Source organism: Psychrobacter cryohalolentis K5, assembly GCF_000013905.1.
In the GTDB taxonomy this organism is placed as follows: Bacteria; Pseudomonadota; Gammaproteobacteria; order Pseudomonadales; family Moraxellaceae; genus Psychrobacter; species Psychrobacter cryohalolentis.
On record NC_007969.1, the window covers coordinates 2,831,651 to 2,854,920 of the forward strand.

The 23,270-nt window shown below is 43.0% G+C and carries 22 protein-coding genes; 10 read left to right on the forward strand and 12 right to left on the reverse strand.

The genetic code is table 11. The annotated features are described in order from the left end of the window. Nucleotides 1-14: 14 nt before the first annotated feature. The 4 genes from tatB (at nucleotide 15) to PCRYO_RS11800 (ending at nucleotide 4,439) form a co-directional block, all read left to right on the forward strand. Nucleotides 15-710 carry a Sec-independent protein translocase protein TatB gene (tatB, locus tag PCRYO_RS11785; protein WP_011514611.1) on the forward strand — a complete coding sequence of 232 codons (696 nt, stop codon included), beginning with the start codon at nucleotides 15-17 and terminating at the stop codon, nucleotides 708-710. Further along, nucleotides 710-1,594, forward strand: coding sequence for a twin-arginine translocase subunit TatC (gene tatC, locus PCRYO_RS11790; RefSeq protein ID WP_011514612.1), 885 nt, complete (start codon nucleotides 710-712; stop codon nucleotides 1,592-1,594). Before tatB ends, tatC begins: the two co-directional genes overlap by 1 nt. 218 nt (nucleotides 1,595-1,812) lie before the next feature. Continuing rightward, nucleotides 1,813-3,312, forward strand: a complete 1,500-nt coding sequence (locus PCRYO_RS11795; RefSeq protein ID WP_011514613.1) for a UvrD-helicase domain-containing protein — start codon at nucleotides 1,813-1,815, stop codon at nucleotides 3,310-3,312. Nucleotides 3,313-3,416: 104 nt separating this feature from the next. Continuing rightward, nucleotides 3,417-4,439: a tRNA dihydrouridine synthase gene (locus PCRYO_RS11800; RefSeq protein ID WP_011514614.1), complete on the forward strand. Its 1,023-nt coding sequence runs from the start codon at nucleotides 3,417-3,419 to the stop codon at nucleotides 4,437-4,439. Between the two features lie 49 nt (nucleotides 4,440-4,488). Here PCRYO_RS11800 and PCRYO_RS11805 read toward each other — a convergent pair whose 3' ends face one another. Together PCRYO_RS11805 and PCRYO_RS11810 are read right to left on the reverse strand one after the other, a co-directional pair. Beyond that, on the reverse strand, nucleotides 4,489-4,914 hold the full coding sequence (locus PCRYO_RS11805) for an MAPEG family protein (RefSeq protein ID WP_011514615.1): 426 nt from the start codon (nucleotides 4,912-4,914) through the stop codon (nucleotides 4,489-4,491). A gap of 14 nt (nucleotides 4,915-4,928) precedes the next feature. Next, nucleotides 4,929-5,342, reverse strand: coding sequence for an OsmC family protein (locus tag PCRYO_RS11810; protein WP_011514616.1), 414 nt, complete (start codon nucleotides 5,340-5,342; stop codon nucleotides 4,929-4,931). A 489-nt stretch (nucleotides 5,343-5,831) separates the two neighbouring features. On the opposite strand from PCRYO_RS11810, the gene PCRYO_RS11815 reads away from it, so the two are divergent. Beyond that, nucleotides 5,832-6,353, forward strand: coding sequence for an RNA pyrophosphohydrolase (locus PCRYO_RS11815; RefSeq protein WP_011514617.1), 522 nt, complete (start codon nucleotides 5,832-5,834; stop codon nucleotides 6,351-6,353). A gap of 97 nt (nucleotides 6,354-6,450) precedes the next feature. On the opposite strand, the gene PCRYO_RS11820 is transcribed toward PCRYO_RS11815, so the two are convergent. Together PCRYO_RS11820 and PCRYO_RS11825 are read right to left on the reverse strand one after the other, a co-directional pair. Beyond that, nucleotides 6,451-7,275, reverse strand: a complete 825-nt coding sequence (locus PCRYO_RS11820) for an NRDE family protein (protein WP_011514618.1) — start codon at nucleotides 7,273-7,275, stop codon at nucleotides 6,451-6,453. A 197-nt stretch (nucleotides 7,276-7,472) separates the two neighbouring features. After that, nucleotides 7,473-9,140, reverse strand: a complete 1,668-nt coding sequence (locus tag PCRYO_RS11825; protein WP_011514619.1) for a DUF4139 domain-containing protein — start codon at nucleotides 9,138-9,140, stop codon at nucleotides 7,473-7,475. Nucleotides 9,141-9,297: 157 nt separating this feature from the next. On the opposite strand from PCRYO_RS11825, the gene lgt reads away from it, so the two are divergent. From lgt to PCRYO_RS11840, 3 genes are all read left to right on the forward strand, one after another. Next, nucleotides 9,298-10,182, forward strand: coding sequence for a prolipoprotein diacylglyceryl transferase (gene lgt / locus PCRYO_RS11830; RefSeq protein ID WP_011514620.1), 885 nt, complete (start codon nucleotides 9,298-9,300; stop codon nucleotides 10,180-10,182). Between the two features lie 73 nt (nucleotides 10,183-10,255). After that, nucleotides 10,256-11,128, forward strand: a complete 873-nt coding sequence (locus tag PCRYO_RS11835; RefSeq protein WP_011514621.1) for a thymidylate synthase — start codon at nucleotides 10,256-10,258, stop codon at nucleotides 11,126-11,128. A gap of 55 nt (nucleotides 11,129-11,183) precedes the next feature. Next, entirely contained in the window at nucleotides 11,184-11,756 is a 573-nt protein-coding gene (locus PCRYO_RS11840) for a dihydrofolate reductase (protein ID WP_011514622.1), read from the forward strand. A 117-nt stretch (nucleotides 11,757-11,873) separates the two neighbouring features. Here the strand turns inward: PCRYO_RS11840 and uvrC are convergent, their stop codons facing one another. After that, nucleotides 11,874-13,718 carry an excinuclease ABC subunit UvrC gene (gene uvrC / locus PCRYO_RS11845; protein ID WP_041753276.1) on the reverse strand — a complete coding sequence of 615 codons (1,845 nt, stop codon included), beginning with the start codon at nucleotides 13,716-13,718 and terminating at the stop codon, nucleotides 11,874-11,876. Nucleotides 13,719-13,866: 148 nt separating this feature from the next. Next, complete coding sequence (locus PCRYO_RS11850) at nucleotides 13,867-15,387, reverse strand: DUF3360 family protein (protein ID WP_011514624.1); 1,521 nt, start codon at nucleotides 15,385-15,387, stop codon at nucleotides 13,867-13,869. A gap of 452 nt (nucleotides 15,388-15,839) precedes the next feature. Here PCRYO_RS11850 and PCRYO_RS11855 point away from each other — a divergent pair, with 452 nt between their 5' ends. Continuing rightward, nucleotides 15,840-16,397: a DUF4442 domain-containing protein gene (locus PCRYO_RS11855; protein WP_011514625.1), complete on the forward strand. Its 558-nt coding sequence runs from the start codon at nucleotides 15,840-15,842 to the stop codon at nucleotides 16,395-16,397. Between the two features lie 211 nt (nucleotides 16,398-16,608). Here the strand turns inward: PCRYO_RS11855 and rplS are convergent, their stop codons facing one another. The 4 genes from rplS to rpsP all read right to left on the reverse strand — a co-directional run bounded on the left by rplS (nucleotide 16,609) and on the right by rpsP (nucleotide 19,110). Further along, nucleotides 16,609-17,037: a 50S ribosomal protein L19 gene (gene rplS, locus PCRYO_RS11860; RefSeq protein ID WP_011514626.1), complete on the reverse strand. Its 429-nt coding sequence runs from the start codon at nucleotides 17,035-17,037 to the stop codon at nucleotides 16,609-16,611. Nucleotides 17,038-17,218: 181 nt separating this feature from the next. After that, the gene (gene trmD / locus PCRYO_RS11865; protein ID WP_011514627.1) at nucleotides 17,219-17,983 is read right to left on the reverse strand and encodes a tRNA (guanosine(37)-N1)-methyltransferase TrmD; all 765 of its coding nucleotides are present in this window, start codon (nucleotides 17,981-17,983) and stop codon (nucleotides 17,219-17,221) included. A 144-nt stretch (nucleotides 17,984-18,127) separates the two neighbouring features. Continuing rightward, the gene (rimM, locus tag PCRYO_RS11870) at nucleotides 18,128-18,661 is read right to left on the reverse strand and encodes a ribosome maturation factor RimM (RefSeq protein ID WP_011514628.1); all 534 of its coding nucleotides are present in this window, start codon (nucleotides 18,659-18,661) and stop codon (nucleotides 18,128-18,130) included. Between the two features lie 179 nt (nucleotides 18,662-18,840). After that, on the reverse strand, nucleotides 18,841-19,110 hold the full coding sequence (gene rpsP / locus PCRYO_RS11875; protein WP_011281274.1) for a 30S ribosomal protein S16: 270 nt from the start codon (nucleotides 19,108-19,110) through the stop codon (nucleotides 18,841-18,843). A gap of 296 nt (nucleotides 19,111-19,406) precedes the next feature. On the opposite strand from rpsP, the gene PCRYO_RS11880 reads away from it, so the two are divergent. After that, the gene (locus tag PCRYO_RS11880; protein WP_049751817.1) at nucleotides 19,407-20,876 is read left to right on the forward strand and encodes an ATP-binding protein; all 1,470 of its coding nucleotides are present in this window, start codon (nucleotides 19,407-19,409) and stop codon (nucleotides 20,874-20,876) included. A gap of 177 nt (nucleotides 20,877-21,053) precedes the next feature. Here PCRYO_RS11880 and PCRYO_RS13210 read toward each other — a convergent pair whose 3' ends face one another. Both PCRYO_RS13210 and PCRYO_RS11885 read right to left on the reverse strand, forming a co-directional pair. Continuing rightward, nucleotides 21,054-21,230 (reverse strand): hypothetical protein, encoded by a 177-nt coding sequence (locus PCRYO_RS13210; RefSeq protein ID WP_156772650.1) that lies wholly within the window; start codon nucleotides 21,228-21,230, stop codon nucleotides 21,054-21,056. Nucleotides 21,231-21,407: 177 nt separating this feature from the next. Then, nucleotides 21,408-23,093, reverse strand: a complete 1,686-nt coding sequence (locus tag PCRYO_RS11885) for an ATP-binding protein (RefSeq protein ID WP_011514630.1) — start codon at nucleotides 23,091-23,093, stop codon at nucleotides 21,408-21,410. Between the last annotated feature and the right edge of the window lie 177 nt (nucleotides 23,094-23,270).

A 23,270-nucleotide genomic window follows, 5' to 3' on the forward strand; every position in this document is an offset into this window, starting at 1 on the left:
GACATCGAAACATTATGTTTGATATTGGGTTTTCTGAATTATTGCTTTTTGGCGTCATTGCCTTAATCGTCTTGGGGCCAGAAAAGCTGCCCCAAGCGGCGCGTACCGCTGGGCAATGGTATGCCAAAATTCGCCGCACGGTTTCTACTTTGCAATCTGAAATCGAAGCGGAACTTGACTTAGCTGAGACGCGCCAGCAAATGCAAAAAGAGCTGGCCAAAATTCGCCAGACTGAAGCAGAAATGCGCCGTGAAATGGCAGAAATGCGCGGCAGTATGCAAGAGTTTGAATCCTCGAAAAACCAGCATTTAAAGGCATCACGTGATCTAGTCGATGATGCTAAGCCAAGGCAAAGTAGCCAAGGCAGTAGTGAGAATGATGATAATCGACCAGTGAGTCCAAAATCCTTTGACTATGCCTACGATAATAATAGACAGGCTGAGAAACCAGAAAGCTCTGAGCAGCCATCGGCACAAGGTGATAACGACAGTCTAAAAACTGACTTTAATGATAACGCCAATCCAGTGATTCAAACCATCACAACTAGACCATGGGAAAACATGTGGTTTCGTCTTGGTGCTTATGATAAAGCGCGTCGTTTGCCGCAACCGCCCTACTTACCAAATTATAAAGCCGATATCTTACTAAACAGCCATATAGACAGTCTTTTACCTAAACAGGCTTCTGTTAATGAGCAGGAGAGTCATTAGTGGGCTTATTTAAACGTAAAAAAAGCCGTCAAGAAAAAGTCACGGATTCAGATATCGATATTTCAACAGCTACCATTGATGGTAATGTCAACAGCAATACTGAGGACTCTGGCGATATCCTAAGCTCACTTGGTGATATGCCCATTACTGAGCACTTAATTGACCTACGTAGACATCTCATAAAGATATGCGTCGCGGTACTGGTAATATTTTTAGCCTTGGTCGGATTTTCACGCGAGCTCTATGATTTTTTGTCCAACCCATTGGTTGCCCAGTTGCCTGCCAACTCAACGATGATCGCGACGGATATCACCTCTAACTTTATGGCACCGATACGCCTGACTGTCTTTGTCGCTGCATTCTTTGCAATGCCCTACATTTTGTATCAAATCTGGTCGTTTGTCGCACCCGGTTTATATAAAAAAGAGAAAAAAATCGCCATTCCCGTTTTAATGTCCTCTATATTTTTATTTTATGCGGGTGTGGCTTTCTCTTATTTTATTGTCCTTAAAGGCGTTCTCAAATTCTTTATTATGTTCGCGCCGCAGAACGTCTTGCCGATGACCGACATCGACAGTTATTTAAGTTTTGCACTCAAACTCTTTATGGTATTTGGTTTAACCTTTGAGATTCCAGTCGTCACCTTGCTATTGATATTGACTCGTGTCGTCTCCATTCAGAGCTTAGAAGATAAACGCCGTTATATTATTGTCGGCTGTTTTGCCGTTGCTGCGGTCGTTACACCGCCTGATGGGGTGTCGATGTTGATGCTCGCCATTCCGATGTGGCTACTATTTGAGCTAGGATTATTTTTAGCAAAAATTTTAATTAAAGAAGAACATAGTCCTACCTTAGCAAGCGATACAGGGTTAAATAAAGAATAACATCACTAATCAGACACTTATTCCAAAAACAGCCAATGCGCTAATCTGTTAATATAACCAGCTTATTTGTACCTTTATTTTCTATCCGTTTTTTTATTATTGTCATGTGCACTTGCAAGTATTTTGCAATTTCATATGACGAGCCAGCCATTGTCTATGCAGTGGCTTTTTTTACCCCCGTCATTTTTGATCCGTTTTACTCTTTTAGGTAATTTTTTATGTCCGCATCTATGCCAGCTTATATGAGCGATCCCACTGATGAGCAACTGAGCGCGCTCAACATGGCGATGGACCACAAGTCATTTAAAGTGGTGGCGTATGCGGGTGCTGGTAAAACGACGACCTTAAAACTGATTGGTGAGCGTTTGCGTGGACGTGGCTTATATTTAGCTTTTAACAAAACAATTGCCAATGACGCTCGTTCAAAGTTTCCACCCCATGTGGAATGTCGCACTTTTCATTCGCTTGCCTATCGTCATGTCGCCCGTGATATCACTGCTAAGCTGTCGTTGCCGCGTTTTTCACCCAAACGTCTGGGTGATGATTTGGGTTTGCAGCCCGTCCAAGTGCGTCGGCAAATGGATGGTATAAACAAATATATTACCCTGACTCCAGCCCGATTATCGCGTTTTGTCAGTGACGCCGTCAGCAGTTTTTGTAGTACGCATGCCAGCTACCCTGCACCAAGGCATATTGAATTTCCAAGCTGGCTCGATGAGTCAGATGCCGAACAGTTGCGTGAAATGCTCTACCCTGCCGTTGAGCAACGCTGGCTACAGTCGATTGATGCACGTCACCCTGCTGGTATCGGGCATGATATTTATCTGAAGCTTTGGGCATTATCGAAGCCAAGCATTCCAGCGGATTTTATTTTGTTTGATGAAGCCCAAGATGCCGATCCATTGATGATGGGAATCTTGACCCAGCAGCCACGGCAAGTGATTTATGTAGGTGACGCTCATCAGCAGATTTATGAATGGCGCGGCGCAGTCAATGCAATGAAAAAGTTGCCATTACCGCAAACATTATTGACGCAGTCTTTTCGCTTTGGCGAACCGATTGCTGAAATTGCCAACACCTTACTCAAAGCATTGCAAGAAGATGTCCCGTTAAAAGGCAATCCGAATAAGCAATCCTCCACCGACAAAGGCATGGTACACAGTAAAAAAGACGCCATTCTATGTCGCACCAATGCTGCTGCGATGTCGCAACTATTGACTGGACTCAAGCTCGGTCACCGCGTGGCGCTACAAGCTGATACCGATCGTATGCTTAAATTTTGTCAGGCCGCCGAAAACTTAAAAAATGGCAAATCGGCGTATGGCGTGCCCGAGCTAGCGTATTTTTATAATTGGGGTGACGTTCAAGAGTATTCTGAAACTAATGAAGGCAGTGATCTAAAAACTCTGGTGAAATTGGTCGATGATCATGGCACCAATGTCCTGAGCCAAGCAGTGAACAGCCTCACCAGTATCGAGAATGCTGACTATGTCATCTCCACTGCCCATAAGGCGAAAGGGCTCGAATGGGGAAAAGTGCAGCTGGACGATGACTTTTATTATGATGTCACCACCAATGCCGTCAAGATAAGCCCAGAAGAATTGCGTTTGCTCTACGTTGCTTGTACACGTGCGCAGAGTAATTTGGACATCCATAATATCAAAGACTTGATATCAGGCTTACAGACAGGCAAAAAAGTTATTTTTGGTAATACTTAATCTTCCTAACTTAATCAATCTTTGTATTTGCCACTCTAAACCTCTAGCCTATCTTTCTTTATGGCAACCTTTTAATAGCACCCTTTTAGCAGTGAACAACAAGCATGAATAATAGTCAGCAACTTCAAATACGTCAGAAAACAATACAAAATCTATTTGCCAATCCTGTCCGACTCCTTGCACCAATGGAAGGTTTGACCGACCCGTTAATGCGGCAAATCCTCACGCAAATTGCATCAGACTTGGGTCGCCCTTATGATTGGTCGGTTAGCGAATTTATCCGTGTGACTCAGCATGTCTTACCCGCGCATGTATTCTATAAATACGTTCCAGAATTGCGTCATGATGCCAAGACTGCCTGTGGCACACCGATTCATATCCAGTTGCTCGGTAGTGAAGCGCAACTCATGGCAGACAATGCGGCATATGCCTGTGCGCTTGGTGCACCTGCCATTGATATCAACTTTGGTTGTCCTGCCAAAACTGTCAATAGCCACCGTGGTGGTTCGGTATTACTGGATGAACCCGAAACCATGTATCAGATTATCAGCGCGGTGCGTCAAGCGGTACCTGCCGACATTCCAGTCTCAGCCAAAATTCGTTTAGGTTATACCGATACCAGTCTCATGGATGATATTCGCGGCGCGATTAAAGACAGTGGTGCTGATTGGCTAACTGTTCATGCACGAACCAAAACCCAAGGCTATAAGCCGCCAGCCTATTGGGACAAGATTCAAAGCTTTAATGCGCTTGATATTCCCGTCATTGCCAATGGCGAAATATGGAATGCAGAGCACGCACAAAATTGTATGACGCAATCGGGTACAGAGCATTTGATGTTGGGTCGCGGTGCAGTTACCCGTCCCGACTTAATTGCACAGGTTGATAGAGAACATAGTCAGACTTTAAATAATGAAACAACATTGTTATGGCAAGACCTGATTGCGCATCAGATTAAATTTTTGCAAGGCACGGCAAAAAGCGACATTGTATTGGTCGGTCGTTATAAACAATGGTTAGCGATGCTCACCAAAGGCTATAGCGAGGCGAAGATATTATGGGACAGTATTAAAAGAGAGAAAAATAAAGCAGCTATCATTAGCGCACTACAAATGAGTGCACAGTAACGTTAGCTGCTTTTATCTTATAAGCATTAGTTTTTTCAATCAGCTGCTACTATACACTGACTCGAATAGCTAAATAAAAGAGCATGAGACAGCAGGCAATAGAAAGACCCCAGAGGATAGAGCGGAACATCGCCAAATTAGTGATGTAAGCCACGCAAAAACCAATGCGAATGAACACGTATAGCCAAGCCAATGTATTTACAATCAGCTGTGGCACAAAAAACAGCATCGCTGCCAAGACTGCAGCTAAGAATACCGGTAAAGTCTCATAGCTATTCTCCTGCGCGGCATTAGCACGTGCAGCAGCGCCCGTCGTACCTTGTAAAAAATCACGTGGATGGGCATTGTCAGCCAAATTAAAGCCGCCGAGCATTTTTGCAGTCAATGCCATTGTTAATGGCAACAGACTTGCCACTACCATTGCCCAAATGGCTGACGATGCAGTATCAGAGACCAATCCTAAGAATAAATTCATCAATATACTCGCCTTTATCCTGCGATAACTTCAAAGTCATGCGTCACATTGACCCCGCCTTGCACCAACATACGACTGGCTGAGCAGTATTTTTCTGCAGATAATTTAATGGCTTTTTCTACTTGGCTGTCTTTGACGTCTTGACCGGTCACGACAAAATGCATATGAATATCAGTATAGACAGCCGGTACGGTTTCGGCACGTTGAGCAGTCAGCTCACAACGTACGTCAGTCACATTTTGACGCGATTTCTGCAAAATCGCCACCACATCATAGCTAGCACAACCTCCAAGCCCTAGTAGAATCAGCTCCATTGGACTGGCGCCTTTTTCTTTATCAGCATCGATTTGTACATTATGACCTGACGGTGATACGCCCATAAAAGCTTTGTTTTCTTGCCACGTGACACTTGCTTTAGATTCTGACATTTTTAATGTTCCTTGTTTTATTTAATAATAGGTTCTTATTTGTTCGATATTATTGGTTCAATATATAAGAATAACTTTATCGATTTAATACTTTATCGTTGATTAAGATAAGCAAAATATGACTAGTGTAGCATAAGCTAAAACCCGCATTAATGAATCAAAAACTCGTATTATTACTTATATTATTAAGTAAGCACTTATAACGATAAGACACTAAAGCAAAAACTTTGACAACAAAATAACTTAGCTAAAAAATATACAAAAGTCTGCTTAAATATCTTTATATAACCTCTTGATTTTAAATCATTAAAGCTGTGAAACATTTTATAGCAAAATACTGTTACACATTTTGCTCTTTTCTTGGTTTAATGATGGTAATGAATCTTATTTTGCCAAAGTATCGATAGCAATCACCCTATAATAATTATGATTGCTGTCACTGTGCCTTGTTGAAATAAGCTATTTTTAAACATTTTAAAAGGTTACGTCATGATAGATGCAGACGGCTTTCGCGCCAATGTCGGCATCATCTTGGCAAATACACAAGGGCAAGTTCTGTGGGCAAAACGTATTGGTCACAACGCTTGGCAGTTCCCTCAAGGCGGTATCGACCGTGGGGAGACGCCGATGGATGCGATGTATCGCGAGCTCTGGGAAGAGGTCGGTCTACATCCGCGTCATGTCGATTTGCTAGCGGTTACGCAAGATTGGTTGCGTTATCGTCTGCCAAAACGCTATGTGCGTCATGGGCAGTACCCTTTATGTATTGGGCAAAAACAGAAATGGTTTTTGCTACGCTTAGATGAGCCAAATACCCAACACATCCGCTTTGATGAGGGAAAACCAGAGTTTGATAACTGGCAATGGGTCAGCTACTGGTATCCACTTGGACAAGTGATTCACTTTAAACGCAGCGTATATCGTCGCGCCTTGCAAGAATTGGTGCCCGAGCTACCGCTTCAACAAGGGCTTATTATTCCGGAACAAAACAACCATTTGTTGGTGGAATAAAGTCACCAATTTTTAATGCAATTAGCACAATAACAAATACCGTTAGTGATATTTAATATTACTAACGGTATTTTTTTCACTGGATTTTTCTTAATAGCTAATGAGTACATTCACGGCTGACGATTTCAGCTTGAATGCCTGAATCTTTAATAGTATTTCGCCGTAACGTTAAAATACTTTGTGTCCTTGTACCGTAGCTTGGCACGGCATTATTGGTAGTCTCCTTACTAGCAACGCCAGTAAGATTGGCGCCTTCAATATAAATCGAAGACAGCGATTGCTCTATTTTGATATCGATACCAGTATTTGGTAACTCTTCTTCTGGTGCTTGAGTATTATCGGACAATACCTTAAAAGCAGCGTCTTGCCAGTATTCAAAATCACTATTTTCGCTAATTAATGGCAATATTTCTTGACGTAACCTGCCACGCAAACGCTCTGTCTTAAACCAACCCTCTTCTGGCTGACCATTAGAGAATACGTGCAAGCCTCCATATAAGGGTGTTGGTGCATGACCACGGTTATTAACGACAACCGCTTGCTTGCTATCGCCGACAATCAAATTAAACCCAGCATATTCTTGCAGACTGATTTTCCGTGCAAATTCCATCGGGCTTAAGCAACTGGTCAAAAAATCAGCGACCAATTCACCACGTGAGCGCTCATCATTACTTGCCTGCACACCATCGCGAAAGTTCAATACTGCCGCCCAGCGACCATTTTGCTTATAAAAGTCAGCATGCTGCTCTTGATGAATTCCTAACCACGTACCGCCACTTTGCGCATCGCGCCCTGCAAAAATGGGCTTATCTTCCCATTGATGTAGTGGTTCTGTGGGGCGCTGTAAAAACTCATCGCGATTGGACAATAAAACCAAAGGCAGCTCATCAAATAACTGCCAAGCAATGGCGACAATACACATAGAATTCCTTTTATATGATTGTTATATAGTCATTTCAATATAAAATAGGCTCGTTCAAAATAGGGTTATGCTGGGATAAATTTTCCTCGCTTGCTATGCGCTTCGCACTCCAGAGGCTTCATAAAATTTATCCCAGCAGCATTCCCATCAGGATTGTATTTTTTAAATTGAATCGATTATATGGTTCTGATTTAACATTAATTCGTGCTTAATTTTTTATCCGCAGGATAGCTAATTTGATAGATCGACTGCACAACTTGAGATTGTTGACTCGGTAAATCGAACTCCCACGCTACCATTCCTTTGTTATCATTCCAATTTTTTTTGCTAATCGCTGGTGTATGCGTCGCGGTTACTTTAATGCTGTCATCGCTACTCAAGGGTTCTGCGCCTAACACTTGCATGCGCATACTACGATTGTGCTGATTGGTAAATTGATAAGCCTGAGTGATGGTTTTGGTTTGTTGACGATTAAATACGCCTTTATCGCCTTTTTTGTCTTCATCAGCCAGCTGTTTCACAAGCAAGCTCGGATCAACACCAAAACCAATCCCCTGCTCTTTTAGACTCTGATAATCATAGCGCGACTGACCAACATAGTTATCGTCGCGATACAGTTGCAATGAACCATCTGCCCAAGCTGGCGTCAAAAACGGCGCAGACGCATACCAGTAAGCGGCAGCTTCGATGCTTGGTGTACTCCGTAGCCACAGCTTACTGATGCCGGATTGTTCATCTATCACTGTGCGTACGCGCCTGCCATCACTGGGGATACTCACGCGCTGCGGCAAGCGATACTCAGTGATACCGTTTTTATTTTGGCTGCTAACCGTAAAACTCGGTAGCGGCGCCATACCACCTGCACCGCCATAACTGTCGCTGACAGAAACAACAACCACTGGAGCAGCTTCCATCATTGGTTGTGCATAACGGCTCAACTTAGCTTGCTCTTCTTCATATAATGACAAACGTTCAACTCTTGGTAGCTGGCTGGTCGTCGTTTGATTGGGATTGACAGTACTCAAAATAACGGGCACGTTGTTCCAATTCTCGCCTGTTTGTTGGGCGATGATGGCAGAGGCGGTGATGTTGAGTTGTTTATTATCGGTATTTAAACGCGCTTGATAAGTCGGCTCCCAGCTGGCACCGCGTACTTGATAATGTAATTTAACACTACTAGCAGAACGGCTAGCGGTACGTACACTGACTTGGGTGACATTACTTTGTACTGACGAAGTACTGTCAGCGACCAGCTGATTTAAGTTGTCTTTAGCACGAGCTTCTCGTTTTTGTAGCTCTACTATTTTTTTGTTAATACTGGCGGCTTGCGTTTCTAAGTCGCGTGCATTATTGGCAAGGGTACCAGTAGTAGTGATTTGCGTGACTTTGGTTAGGTTTTGCAAATAGGCTTTGGTCAGGCGTGCGGCTTCCAATTCGGCACTGATATCCGCTAGATTATTCTGCTGAGTCTGTACATTAGCTGCCCCTTGATACTGGCACTGCGCTGCTTGCTCGCCACTCAAAGTTTGAATACTGACTTCACCGATATTGACATTGCCCAGTGCTTGCACACTAATACTGTCGGGTTCAATCGCAGGCGAAAGACAGGAAAAAACCAGCGTCTGCTCACCTGTGCCACTGATGGGCAGTACACGCGTGACACTGGCTAAGCCTTGATAAATGGTAATTTGTTCGATACTACTGGTTGCTGCTTGCGCCGTCACTGGCACAAAAAAACTGAAGCCTGATGCGACTATACACAATAAAGATAATCTGGTTCGCTTAAGGTTTGGCGATTGCACATCAACTGCGGTAGTTAACCGTTTATCGTGCAAAAATGATCGTGATGATAAGGTAGCAGACATGATAATTCCTTAGAAATTGATGCGCTTTTTTTCATCTTATCGGTTTTTTTAGCGCTTTGCTATTCATTCAATAAACCATACATTTATCATAGTGTTCGCAAGGGATGAATTTTGCTATTATAGACAGCATTTAATTACCAATAATGATGATGCCCTTATGATAATTCATCCTCAGTATAATCCTGTAGCGCTGTCCTTGGGTCCAGTAGAAGTACACTGGTATGGCTTGATGTATTTGCTCGCATTTGCTGCCGCTTTTGGTCTGGCTTGGTATCGCAGCAGCAAACGTGACAATTGGACCACCGATATGGTGTCCGATTTGGTCTTTTATGGTGCACTTGGTGTCATTTTGGGCGGTCGTATCGGCTATGTGCTGTTTTATCAATTTGGCGAGCTATTACAAAACCCTGCCTATTTATTAAAAGTCTGGGAAGGCGGTATGTCTTTCCACGGCGGTTTTATTGGTGTCATGGTAGGCATGTGGTTCTTTGCTCGTAAATATAAAAAAACAGCCTTCCAAGTATTCGATTTTATCGTGCCTTGTGTACCAACCGGTTTATTATTCGGTCGCATTGGCAACTATATCAATGGCGAGTTATGGGGACGCGTCTCAGACGGTGGCTATAACTGGCTGACTTATTTTCCGCAAGCCGCTGCCTTTGATATGGAGCAATTACAGAGTAATCCACAATTGCAAGAGCTAATGATTGAGGTTAATGGTCAGTATGTGCTGCCGCGTCACCCATCGCAGCTATATGAAGCCTTTGCCGAAGGTCTGCTGCTATTTATTTTCTTATGGTGGTATTCATCAAAGCCGCGTCCACGTATGGCTGCCTCTGCTGTATTCTTACTAGGTTATGGTATCAGCCGATTTATCATCGAATTCTTCCGCCAGCCTGATGTTGACCAAGGATTTATTTTATTAGGTTGGATGACTAAAGGACAGCTATTGAGCGCACCGATGATTATCGCTGGTTTGATTATGCTAATTTATGCTTATAAGCGTGGTATTTATGATTGGGGTAAGCAAGCCGCTTATTAAGCTTTATCTTCTTCATGCACCACGTTAAGAACTATATTAAAGATGCGTTTTAATAGCGCAGAAGAGTAATTTTATGACCATGAACAGCTCTATCATTAAAAACGAGCAAGCCTATTTAGACCTGCTACGCCTTGTCCTTAATGAAGGCACTGAAAAAGGTGACCGTACTGGAACGGGTACGCTTAGCCATTTTGGCGCGCAGCTACGTTTTAATTTAGCCGATGGTTTTCCACTATTAACCACCAAAAAAGTTCACTTAAAGTCCATCACCTATGAGCTCCTATGGTTTTTAAATGGTAGTACCCACGTCGATTATTTACAACAAAACGGCGTACGCATCTGGAATGAATGGGCAACGAGCGAGCAAACGGCGCGCTTTAATCGTCCTGCAGGTGACTTAGGTCCTATTTATGGTCACCAATGGCGTAATTATGGCGCGACCACAACTGCAGATGGGCAGTATAACTCTGACGGTGTCGATCAAATCGCACAAGTGGTTGAACAAATAAAAACCAATCCTAACTCGCGGCGCTTGATTGTCTCTGGCTGGAATCCGGGTGAAGCAGATCAAGTTGCGCTGCCACCTTGTCATACGTTATTCCAGTTTTTTGTTGCGGATAATAAACTCTCCTGCCAACTCTATCAGCGCTCAGCGGATTTATTTTTGGGCGTACCTTTTAATATCGCAAGCTATGCCATGCTTACCCATATGGTGGCACAAGTTTGTAATCTAGAAGTTGGTGAATTTATTTGGACCGGTGGCGATTGCCATATTTATCAAAACCACCGTGAGCAAGTGGAGCTGCAGCTGACCCGCTCGCTTTATACGCTGCCGACATTAGCACTTAACCCTAATGTAAAAGATATTTTTGCTTTTAATTATGAGGATATCAGCGTTGATGGCTATGAGTCTCATCCAGCGATTAAGGCACAAGTTGCGGTATAGCGCCTGTTTATTCAATTGTATTTAAATATATTTAAACATTAGCAAAGGATAATTTATGAGTTATGCCAACACCGAAGTTGCCCAAATCGCGGCTATCAGTAGCAATCGCTGTATTGGTAAAGACAATGAGCTACCGTGGCATATCTCAGCCGATTTGCAGCATTTTAAAAGTATGACAACCAAACCAAATGACGGTGCGATACAGGGTATCGTGATTATGGGTCGCAAGACCTTTGAGTCAATGGGCAGCAAGCCGTTACCTAAACGTGTGAGCTTTATTATCAGTAGCCAGATAGATTATGCTGAGCAAAAAGGCTTGGTAGGTAGTGAAAAAGCTTATGTAATGCATAATTTAGACGATGCCTTAACCCAAGCAGCAAGCCTAGCGCATGGTGCGCATCTTGATACGATTTGGGTAATTGGTGGCGAGCGCGTGTTTAGCGATGCATTGCTGTACACCGACCGTATCGAACTCACTCACGTCGATACTGAAATCGTTGATGGCGATGCCTTTTATCCTGAGCTGCCAAGTGAGTTTGAAGTTGCGCAAGAATCTGAGCAAATGCATGATGAAAAAAGCGCGTTAGATTTTAGATTTGTGACTTATAAAAGAAAAAACGCTGAATAATAGTAAAATTTTAAACAAAACGTAAAAAGAGGCTATCCTAAATAACTCTAGGACAGCCTCTTTTTTCATGTTCAAACTTTATGAACATAAACCTAAATTTGACGAACATTACCTAGACTACTCATGCAGCACTTTATAAACGGTTTTTGCGAGTACTGGTCCAATACCTTGTACGCCTGCCAATTCTTGCTGCGAGGCACCAAGCAATTGCTGCATGCCGCCAAAGTGATTGAGCAAATCACGACGGCGCTTTTCGCCCAGTCCTGGTATTACTTCTAGCACTGATGATGAACGACGCTTATCACGCTTTTTACGGTGCGCTGTAATCGCAAAACGATGCGCCTCATCGCGGATATGCATTAATAAATGCAGCGCCTTGCTATCCATAGGCAAGTCAAGTGGCTCATGGTCAATAAAGTGCAGAACTTCAAGTCCAGCCTTACGTCCTTCACCTTTTGCCACACTGATAAGCAAAGTATCACCAAGGATACCCAACTCAGTCAGCACTTCTTTGGCTATACCGAGCTGCCCTTTACCACCATCGATAAGCAATAAATCCGGCAATGGCTGCTTCTTATAACGCCGTGTCAAAACCTGCTTCATCGCTGCATAGTCATCACCGCCGACAATGTCATGGATAGCATACTGACGATAATCACGACGACGCGAGCCACCTTGATCAAAGACCACACAGCTACCAATCGTCGCCTCGCCCATCGTATGCGAGATATCAAAACACTCGATACGGTCAATGGTACGATCCGTGACTTCAGTCAAAACATCTTTTAACGCCCCAAAGCGTGCATGTAACTCTAAATAATCGCCAAGTTTGGTTTTTAGTGCATTATTAGTATTAAGTTTTGCTAAGTCTAACCATTCAGCACGGTGCTCACGTACGCTGGTTTTGATAACGACCTTACTACCAAAGTGTGTTGCCAACGCCTCACTCACTGCTAGCTGATCTGGTAATTCATCGCTCAATATAATCTCTGCTGGCAAATCATCCGTCACCTGAAAATAAAATGAGGTGATAAACGCTGATAAATTGTCTGCAAGAGGCTCACTGCTATCGACATCAGGGAAGTAGTTCTTACCGCCAAGCACGCGCCCACCACGTACCGTCAATACGTTGACACAGGTCATGCCTCCTTGACTGGCAATAGCAATCACATCTGCCTCACCCTGCACTGTATAAACGGCTTGCTTGGCTTGTACTTCACGCAGCATAGAAAGCTGATCGCGATAAAAAACTGCCTTTTCAAAGTCTAGCTCTTCAGCAGAAGCTTCCATTTTTTCAATCAAAGCAGTATGGATATCGCTAGAGTCACCTTTTAAGAAACGAATAGTATTATTGACGTCCTCGCTATATTCTTCTGGCGATACTAAGCCCACACATGGCGCACGGCAACGCTTAATTTGGTATTCAAGACAAGGACGCTTACGTTGCTTAAAAAAGGTATTGGTGCATTGGCGCATTTGAAACATTTTTTGCATGAGCACCAGTGTTTCTTTTGCCGCATGCGCAGAAGGAAAAGGACCGAAAAAGCGACCCTTTTGGTGATTGCCTTTACCACGACCATAAGCCAATCTTGGATAAGGCTTATCTGCTGAAATAAACACATAGAGATAGGATTTATCATCGCGCAACAGTACGTTATAAGGCGGACGATATTCTTTAATCAGATTTTGCTCAAGTAACAGCGCTTCGGTTTCACTGCGGGTAATGATGGTTTCAATATTATGTATCCGTGCCACCAGTGCTCGTGTCTTAGGATGATCAATGGTTTTCGCAAAGTAGCTGTTCACACGGCTCTTGAGTGATTTAGCTTTGCCGACATATAAAATATCACCATTTTTACCCAGCATTTTATACACTCCCGGCAAGTTTGGCAGGCGCTGGATTAAATGTTTAAGACGGGCTTTCTTGTCATCGATGGGACTCGATTCTGAGACATTGACCATAGAATTTATTGCTCTCAAGATACTGATATACAGATGTTTATGGGGCGATGGTATGGGTTTTACAAGAACCCTTATTAGCTTATCAATAACCATAAAAAAAGCCAGCACCAAGGCTGACTTTTTGCAGAAAAACAACCCTACAGTGCGACTAGTGACGGAAATTTGGTAATAGTGCTGGGATACCTGGCAACATACCGACGATAGCCATAACCCCGGTCAGTATCACAAAGGTGATCACAGGAATAATCCAGCGGCTCATTTTGGTTAGACTGGCACTACGCTCTTTAGAGCCAATTAATCCTAAATTATCAAGCACCAAAGTAATAGACCAACCGAAGGCAGGATTCACCAACGCAGATGCAAAGACGACAATGGCGGCAGACTGAGTAGTTTTACCCTCACGCGTCATCTCCATCCCAGCTTCAAGTAGCGGTATAAAGACGCCAACGATGAGTGCCACACACATCACTGGCTCCCAGATTGCCAAGTCCATAGGATAACCCCAAACACCTGCGATAAGGCAGAATAGTCCTGTCAAAATCGCACCAGCTGGAATCGGACGCTTGGCAATTGCTGCAGGTACGATATACGTACCCCATGACGACGCAAAGTTCGCCCCACCGAGCACAGAACCTACGACCTGACGAAACGATGCACTGGTCATCGTATCATCAATATCCATCAGTACACGTTCAGTACGTTTGGGATAGCTGATTTTCTGAAAGACCTGATGACCTAAAAAATCTGGCGACCACATCGCCACTGCTAACACCGCAAAAGGTAATACCACGATAAAGCTCTCAACCGTCGGTAATCCTAACATCCAACCGGTATTTTCGCCCCACCAATACATAGGGCTCATATGCGGTAGACCGGGTGCGGTTTTAAAGGCAAAAGGTGCACCCATAGCAAATGCCACGCCACCGCCTAACAAACAGCTCAACGGCACAGCCAGCCAGCGCTTTTGAAAATTTTCTAACACAGCATACAAGATAATCGTCAGCAAAATCACTACAAAAGCAATATGCGCCATGCCAATGCCCTCTGCCCATGCAAACAAGTTTTTAACTTGTGATATCGTACCAATAAAGCCCAAGTAGAGCAGCAAACCACCGCACACGCCTTTACTGGTCAAATTTGCTAGTAAACTGCCCCCTTTACTGATTGCCAATAATAATCCAAAGGCACCGATGAGCAGCCCAAAGGCCATCGGGTGACCACCAGCTGCGACAACAATAGGAATAAGCGGAATTAAAGGCCCATGGGTACCCGCAAGGTTGGCGGTCGGTAGTAGAAAACCTGAGAATAAAATGACAAAAAACGAAACAATCAATAACTCATAACGGACGTTTTCTAAGATAAAAGCATCACCCAAACCGAGTGGTCCTGCAAAGGTCGCCGCAATAGCACCCACCATCACGACTTTACCAATGGTCGCAGCCATCGCTGGAATGGTATCTTCGTACTCAAAACGATAATCACGGAACGGCAAATTAGGCCGCCAGCGTTTCGGCTGCATGATTTGCAGTTCATGATTGAGGTAGGCATCACGATTTTTAAAACTTGAATAGGGCTTATGTAATTCTACATAACTACTTTGAACATCATTATCAGAAGGGGTTGGCTGCTGCGGATTGGCATCTAAAGGGGGAAGCTGCGTGTTACTCATCACATTTCCTTGTGTCGACCGACGTTTTAGTGACTGGTTATCCACTTACTACTCTTACGATAAGTGTTAAGCCACTGAAGAAAAAATGCAGTCATTGTATGTCATGAGACTTTAGAACGCGAATGTATAACGATTCGAATATACTATAAATATAGCAGCCATTAATAACATAAAGTTTCATTTTAAAATAAATACAAACTTATTAACTACTTAGTGACTAATAAAATAGTAGATTGTAGTCATTATGATGATGGTTCCTATAATTAATAATGCGTTATGGTACATAAAACATCGACAATCACGCATAGACAAAAACAAGGCGCTAAGATTTGAATGAAGTTACGCTTTAGCTCTAGCGCCTTTATAAGTTTTTCACTATGATAAATACCTTTTTACCCATAACGATTGAATAATAGCAGTCTAAAAATCAAGAAGTTCCCTAGGATAAGTTTATGAGTTTACTACCCAAAAATCTTGAGACGCTAAAACGTAACGCTAAAAAAAATATTATGCCATTGCTCACGCCTTATCTGCTCAAGCTACGTATCAACACTTATGCACCTTATATCGGTGCCGGCATCAAGATTGAGCATATAAACCTTGACCAAGGTTTATGTGTGGTCAATATGGGACTAAATAGTCTAAATAAGAACATTGTAGGGACACAGTTTGGCGGCAGCTTATATTCAATGGTTGATCCATTTTATATGCTCATGCTCATGCATCAACTGGGTAGCAGTTACGTCGTTTGGGATAAAAGCTCACATATTGAATTTATCGCGCCGGGCAATAGCAAAGTTACTGCTCGCATGAAAATCCCTAGCAGTGAGATTAAAGCCATTCAAGAGCTGGCAAAAGAGGGTGAACCCGTCTTTCGTGAATACCAAGTAGATATCGTGGACGATCAGCAAAAGATCATCGCTATCGTCACCAAGACGCTATACATACGCTTGCGTAAGTACAGCAAATCTAAAGACCAAAACAGCCGTATTGAAAATCTCGATGATTAAAGGCAACGTTTAAAGCTTTAATTTAAGTCTGTGATTTAAAGCGACAGAAACAAAAACCCCAATCTGGCATTCGCACAGATTGGGGTTTTGTCTTTTTTGGTATGACCCGCTTATTTATATGATAAACCTATGAATAAGGGTTTGTATCTACTGTCGCCTTACTCTAGTCAACTGTATACCATACAGCTCACTAAAGATGGCAAACTTTTGCTTAAATACCAGGTGCAGTTTCAACTGCATCAGGAACGCGAGCATCAGTTTTTGCCTTAACAACTTTAGGCGCACGCGGAGCAAGCTTCTCGCGGATACGTGCTGATTTACCAGAGCGCTCACGTAAGTAGTATAGTTTCGCACGGCGAACAGCGCCACGGCGTTTCACTTCGATGCTATCGATAATTGGTGAATGCAATTGGAATGCACGCTCAACACCAACGCCACTTGAGATTTTACGTACGGTAAACGCTGAGTTTAAACCGCGGTTACGCTTAGCAATTACAACGCCTTCAAAAGCCTGTAAACGCTCACGCTCACCTTCACGTACTTTTACTTGAACCACAACGGTATCGCCGGGTGCAAAGCTTGGGCGCTCAATCAATTGAGCATTTTCGATGACCTGAACCAATGGATGCTTGTTGCTCATGAGAGTTATCTCCTCACATTAGATAATAGAGGCTTGACGCATATCACCTGTTTGTAATAATTAATTATATCTCTTTTTAATAAGACACAACGTAAGTAGGTTATGACAAACGGCCATTATGCTATGACTCGTTTTGTTATTGCTCAAAATTTTATTACTTAACTGTTTATCTTTTTAACCGCTATTTTTTATCAGCTTTTGCTAATGCCTTTAGCCACTTTGCTTGCTCTACCGTTGGCGTAAACGCTTGCCATAAGTCTGGACGACGCGCTTGCGTACGTTCGACTTGCTGACTAAAGCGCCACTTCGCGATATTGGCATGGTGACCTGAAAGTAACACTTCAGGCACTGCCATACCCGCAAACTCATGCGGCTTAGTATAATGTGGACAATCAAGCAAGCCATCGACGAACGAGTCTTGCTCAGCTGACTTATCATCACCCATAATATCAGGCAGACGACGTATCACACTATCCATTAGCACCATTGCTGGTAGCTCACCACCGGTAAGCACGTAATCACCAAGTGATATTTCCATATCGACATACTGCGACAGTAAGCGCTCATCAATGCCCTCGTAACGACCGCATAATATAATCATGCCATCATACTCAGTCATATCGACCACACTACTCTCACTCAGCGTCTGCCCTTGTGGCGACATATAAATCACCGGACAATGCGCTTTGTCGACACGGCAGCCATGCTGACTTGCTCGTAGGCGCGCATCCTCAATCGCTTGGGATAATGGCTCAGCCATCATCACCATGCCAGGACCGCCACCATACGGACGTTCATCAATACGGCGATAATTATCACTGGTAAAATCACGCGGGTTGATGCATTCAATCGTTACTTGCTTCTGAGTGACTGCCCGACCTGTGATTCCAAACTCACGAATCGTGGCAAACATTTCAGGAAAAATACTAATAACGGCAAAATACATCAGATGTCTACTTGCGCAGTGGCTAATATTGGCTAAATAAATCGGTACTACTATTAACAATCTTAAGCGATAAAGTTAAAGCTTATACCACTAAAGCTTGTTTTAATAATTTCTTATTAACCCTTACTGATTAATAATGGCTTATTAATAGTCACTTGGCCATGCCACTAGCACTGTCTTTTCAGTCAGATCGACTTTCACTACAGTTTGCTTGTGCCATGGAATTAGGCGCTCTTCTTTATCCAAGCTGTCTGTCGTTGCCGCAACCCGCATAATAGCGTGGGCGCCAGTTTCAAACATCTCAGTAATATCGCCTAGATATTCATCCTGCTCGTTCATCACGCGCAGGCTGACCAAATCCGACCAATAGTATTCATCCTCAGCAGGTTCTGGCAAGATGTCTTGCTCGACCCAAAGAGTTACCCCATTCATGGTCTCAGCAACATTGCGATCAGGAATCTGCTCAAACTGAGCCACAATTCCTGTGCCTTGCTCACGCCAAGCCTTTACTGTCAAAGGTTTCATACCGGTAGCGGTTTTCATCCACCAAGGCTTGATGTCAAATATCGCCGTACGATCGTCTGTTTCACTAAATACCCAAAGCCAACCTTTGATGCCATAAGGCTTTTTGAGCTGACCAATTTTCATAAGGGCACTAGCGTTTGGAGCAGACGACATAACGGCTAACCTAACAATGATAAAAACAGCGATGATAAATAAAAAGCTATTAAAAACGATAAACGTCGTCAAAAGCGATAAACAGTTAATGGCGTACCCTGGTTAGACCAGTTACGCTAGGTATTCTTAAGCCAACTGATGGATGCATAAATGCACTATCAGTCTATTGCAGCCAAAACTTAAGCAGTAGCTTCAGTTTGAGCAGCAGACTTATTATAAGCTTTTGCTAATGAAGCAACGCGATCAGAAGGTTGTGCACCTTTTGCGACCCACGCATTATACGCTTCCATGTTCAAGCGCACTGCTTCTTCAGAATCTTTAGCGAGTGGGTTAAAAAAGCCAATGTTTTCAATATAGCGACCGTCACGCGCGCGGCGTTGATCAGCAACAACTACTTGATAAAATGGGCGTTTCTTGGCACCGCCCCGTGCTAAACGAATAACAACCATGTGAATTCTCTCTTTCGCAGGTATACCAAAAAGGGCATAATTATACCACAGTCTTATTTTATTGAAAACATAAACTGTGCTTATTTAATTATTTATTAACAATAGCTTAAATCGTTATGACTGTAAATAAGATTCATCATTCACGCTGCTAATATGATGGATACTCCTCTATCATATGCCTTTATCTTAAGCGGATGATATTGCCAGCGTTGTCGATGAAAGCTGGCAGCGTTATTAATGGGTTATGCTATCCTAGCAATAGCATCTGTCACTGCCTCATTATAATTTGGATTCCTATGACCACGCCAAACCCACCATTGCCTCATAAAAGCTGGTTACCCCGCTCTTACTCTAATAGTCTGCTAACCACTCTAATGGTGGCTTTTATTGTTCTCATTAGCGTCGGGGTATCAATTTTGTTTTTTTGGCGCAGTCTATATTTACCAGAGCTCAAAAGCCATGCGCGCTATTTGACCAGCGAGCTTCGGCTGATGAACAGCGCCAATCGAGACTGGCGGGACAATCCTGAAGTTCGTCAGTGGATTTATCAGCACTCACATGTAGTAGTGGTGGATAACCCAAGTGACTTTCCAGAGGTTGCGGACAAAGCTTTTGTCAGTGTTTTTACGGATGTGTTGCAGCGAGAAATCAGCGCACAATTGGGCCGACCAGTTGAAGTATATTTTAAATTTAAACCAACCCCTCAGCTTTGGGTACAAGACAGTCGTGATAGCAGTTTTTGGATACGCGAACCTGTGGTCTATTATTCGCAGTACAGCCCTACTTTATTGATCTTGTTTTTGTTTGGGCTACCCATTTTGACACTGTTGACGATTATTTTATTAGCCCGTCAATTAAACCGTCCTCTACGTTATCTTCAACGTGCTGCTACCAACTATATTCAGTTGGGTCATGCAACAACGCTACCGACCCGTCATGGTCCTACCGAGATTCGCCAAGTAAATATGGCTTTTAACCGTCTGTTTACTACTCTTAACCAGGCGCAAAAAGAGCGTACGATTATGTTAGCTGGCATCTCACACGATTTGCGTACCCCGCTGACTCGTATGCGCTTAACTGCTGAAATGCTGCCCGATGATTTTTTTCGTGAAGGGTTGATTTACGATATCGAAGATATGGATGCTATTTTAGAGCAATTTATCTCGTTTATGAAAGATGGCTCCGATGAGCCTGTACGCCTTACCAATTTAGATACCATATTTAATGAGATTATGGTGCAATTTGCGCCACTAGAGTTTATTTATCAGTCAGAATGCAGCAAGCTTGTGCCCGTACGTCCTATGTCGATTAAGCGCCTGATTATCAATCTGGTGAATAATGCCAAGCGTTATGGTGAACCGCCTATTTATCTGTCTGCTGTTGTCATGCCAACCTTTGTAGAAAAAGAGGTGATAGAATACAGCGATGTCGTGACCGAAAATACAGTCAATAAAGAAGCAAAAGAGCAGTTGATTATATGTGTGCGAGACTGCGGCGATGGGGTGGCAGAAGACCAACTCGAGCGTGTCATGCAGCCGTTTGAGCGTGGCGAATCAGCGCGTACCACTCAGGGTAGTGGACTCGGCTTGGCGATTGTTGACCGTATCGCGCGCTTGCATCATGGAACAGTTGAGGCTATTAATCATCCAGATGGTGGTCTACAAGTCTGTATTCGCATCCCTCTCATTTCAGAAGTTGCCGGAGAGCAGCCTTTGGATATCAATCCCGCTACAAAGCCATTTATTGAGACAGTTGATACTAAATAAAATAGATACCTTATTTTATGGGGCGAGACTGGGACGAATTTTTCTCGCTTAATCACTTTTATATTGAACTGATCATAATAGTGCCAATCAATCATACTAAAAAAGCAACGACTGGCTATCGTTGCTTTTTTTGTTATTTTTCTTTAGATATAAAAACTTCAACGGTTATAAAACTTATTACTTGTTGCCAATAACTGGTGGAATATACTCAGCACTGTTAGTAAACGCTAAAGGCTGGGTAATCTCATCCTGCGCTACCTTTAGCGTCTGAGTAGTACTTGGCTGCTGTAAGAATAAATAATATCCTAGTGTGACAGCATTTAATACCACCAAACCCCCAAATAAATACGGCATCCGTTGCCCTCCTCCATTAAAGACTAAATAACAGCAATAAATAACTTGTTAGCGTCATTTATGATCAGTTAGAAATAACATAGCTACAAGTGAAATAGTATTTCGATAGACATTTTGATACCTTTATAAAAGTCATCTTAACAGCACTGTTTTATTTCAAAAGTATATTAACGATGCTTATGCATCAAACTCACGCTCACTCTTATCTTGGGTTAATTCATCGGCTGCTAGAATTTGTGTCAGTGGCTTGATAGGCCATGTCATCACAAACCGCGCGCCACCAAGATCTCGGCTCTCATCAACCTTCATACCACCATTAAACCAAAAAGCAATGCGTGATACGATAGACAAGCCCAGACCGTAGCCACCTGAGGCACGGGTCCGACTATCGTCTAAGCGGGAGAATGGAATAAAGACCTTTTCGCGATCTGCTTCTGGAATACCGTGACCATCATCTTCAACGCTGACAAAGGCATTGCCCTTTTTGACCCCAGCACTAATGATAATCGTAGTCTCCGCATAACGCAGAGCATTACCAGCCAAATTTTGAATCACTCGATGTAAGTAGCGTCTATCTGCTATCGCCTCTACTTTAGCATTTGGCAGTTTGGTGACAATTTTAATCGGTTTACCCAAGGCATTGGTTTCACGCTCAATCTGCTCAAGCAGCTCTCGAAGATTGACTGGTTCCAAATCTAGTTTGGGCGAGCCTTCTTCAAGTTTCGCATAGGTGAGAATTTCATCAATCAAGCCATTAAGCGCTTCGATATCTTCATCAATAAAGTCACGCTGCATAAAACGCGAATCTTCATCATCAGTATCTGCCAGCATATCAACAGCAAAGCGAATACGTGCAACGGGCGTACGTAGCTCATGTGACACCGCTCGCGTTAGCTCTCGCTGCGACTCAATCAAACGCTTAATATGAGAAGTCATGGCATTAAAGGTTGCAGCTAAACGGGCGATTTCATCTTGACCAATCACCTGTACTTGACTTTCAAGATTACCTTTACTGACCTCATTCACCCCGACCTGTATCAGTTGTAACTTGCGCTCAAGCGGGAAAATCAGTGCATACACACCCAAACTAATTAAAAACATACTGATCAAAATCATACTGACGATCAAGTTTAGTGGGAACCAATTAAATAAAGGTACTGGACCGATCAAAATTGCCATATCACTAATTTCAGACGGCACAATGACTTTGATAGATGAGTTACTTTTACTGGTATTGGTATCTTGCAATAAGATAACCACCTCATCACGGCGCAAGCGCGCCATCTGATCAGGATCCAAATTGAGCGCCGCTACTGCTTTAAATGCTAAAGGAAATGAAAACTTTTCTTCTAACTGTGCCAAACGTGCACGTTTATCAGACAAAGTAATATAATAGGACAAATCATCTAGCAAAAATACGGCGATAGCTCTGACTTGCTGTTCAGTCACTTGTGAGATACGCGCAGTCAAAACACCTTGATTGTCTGGTAGGCGATAATAGACATCAGCAGTGGTCAGTTGACTGATATAGCGTACGACCGTGTTTTCTTTCTCAAAACGGCGCAGCTCGCTGGCATTAAAATCAACTTCATCGATAGACACGATCTTAAATTCTGAGCCAAACAAACTACTGGCATCAGACAACCAATAATCACGTTGCGCCTCGTTTTCTTGGTGAGCCAAACCCTCACTCACGATATGAAACGCCCCTGTCGCCATATTTTCACGATAAGATTGGACACGCTCTTTATTGATGGTATCCATCAATAGCTGGGCAAATAGTGCCACACACAAGCAGACTATCAATAGCCCTGCATAAATACGAACAAAAATACTGTGTTTAAGAGAAGAGACTAATGACATACGTGCCGTGACCAACCTGATGAATAAGCGTTATCAATAGATATAATACCTATTATAGGATAATATTTGCTGTGATATATATTTATATGATAATTAAACTGGTACATAAAATTATCGCTTAATTAAACCACATAACGCAGCAATTAAGGTTAAAAACTTAATATTTAAACCCTAAAA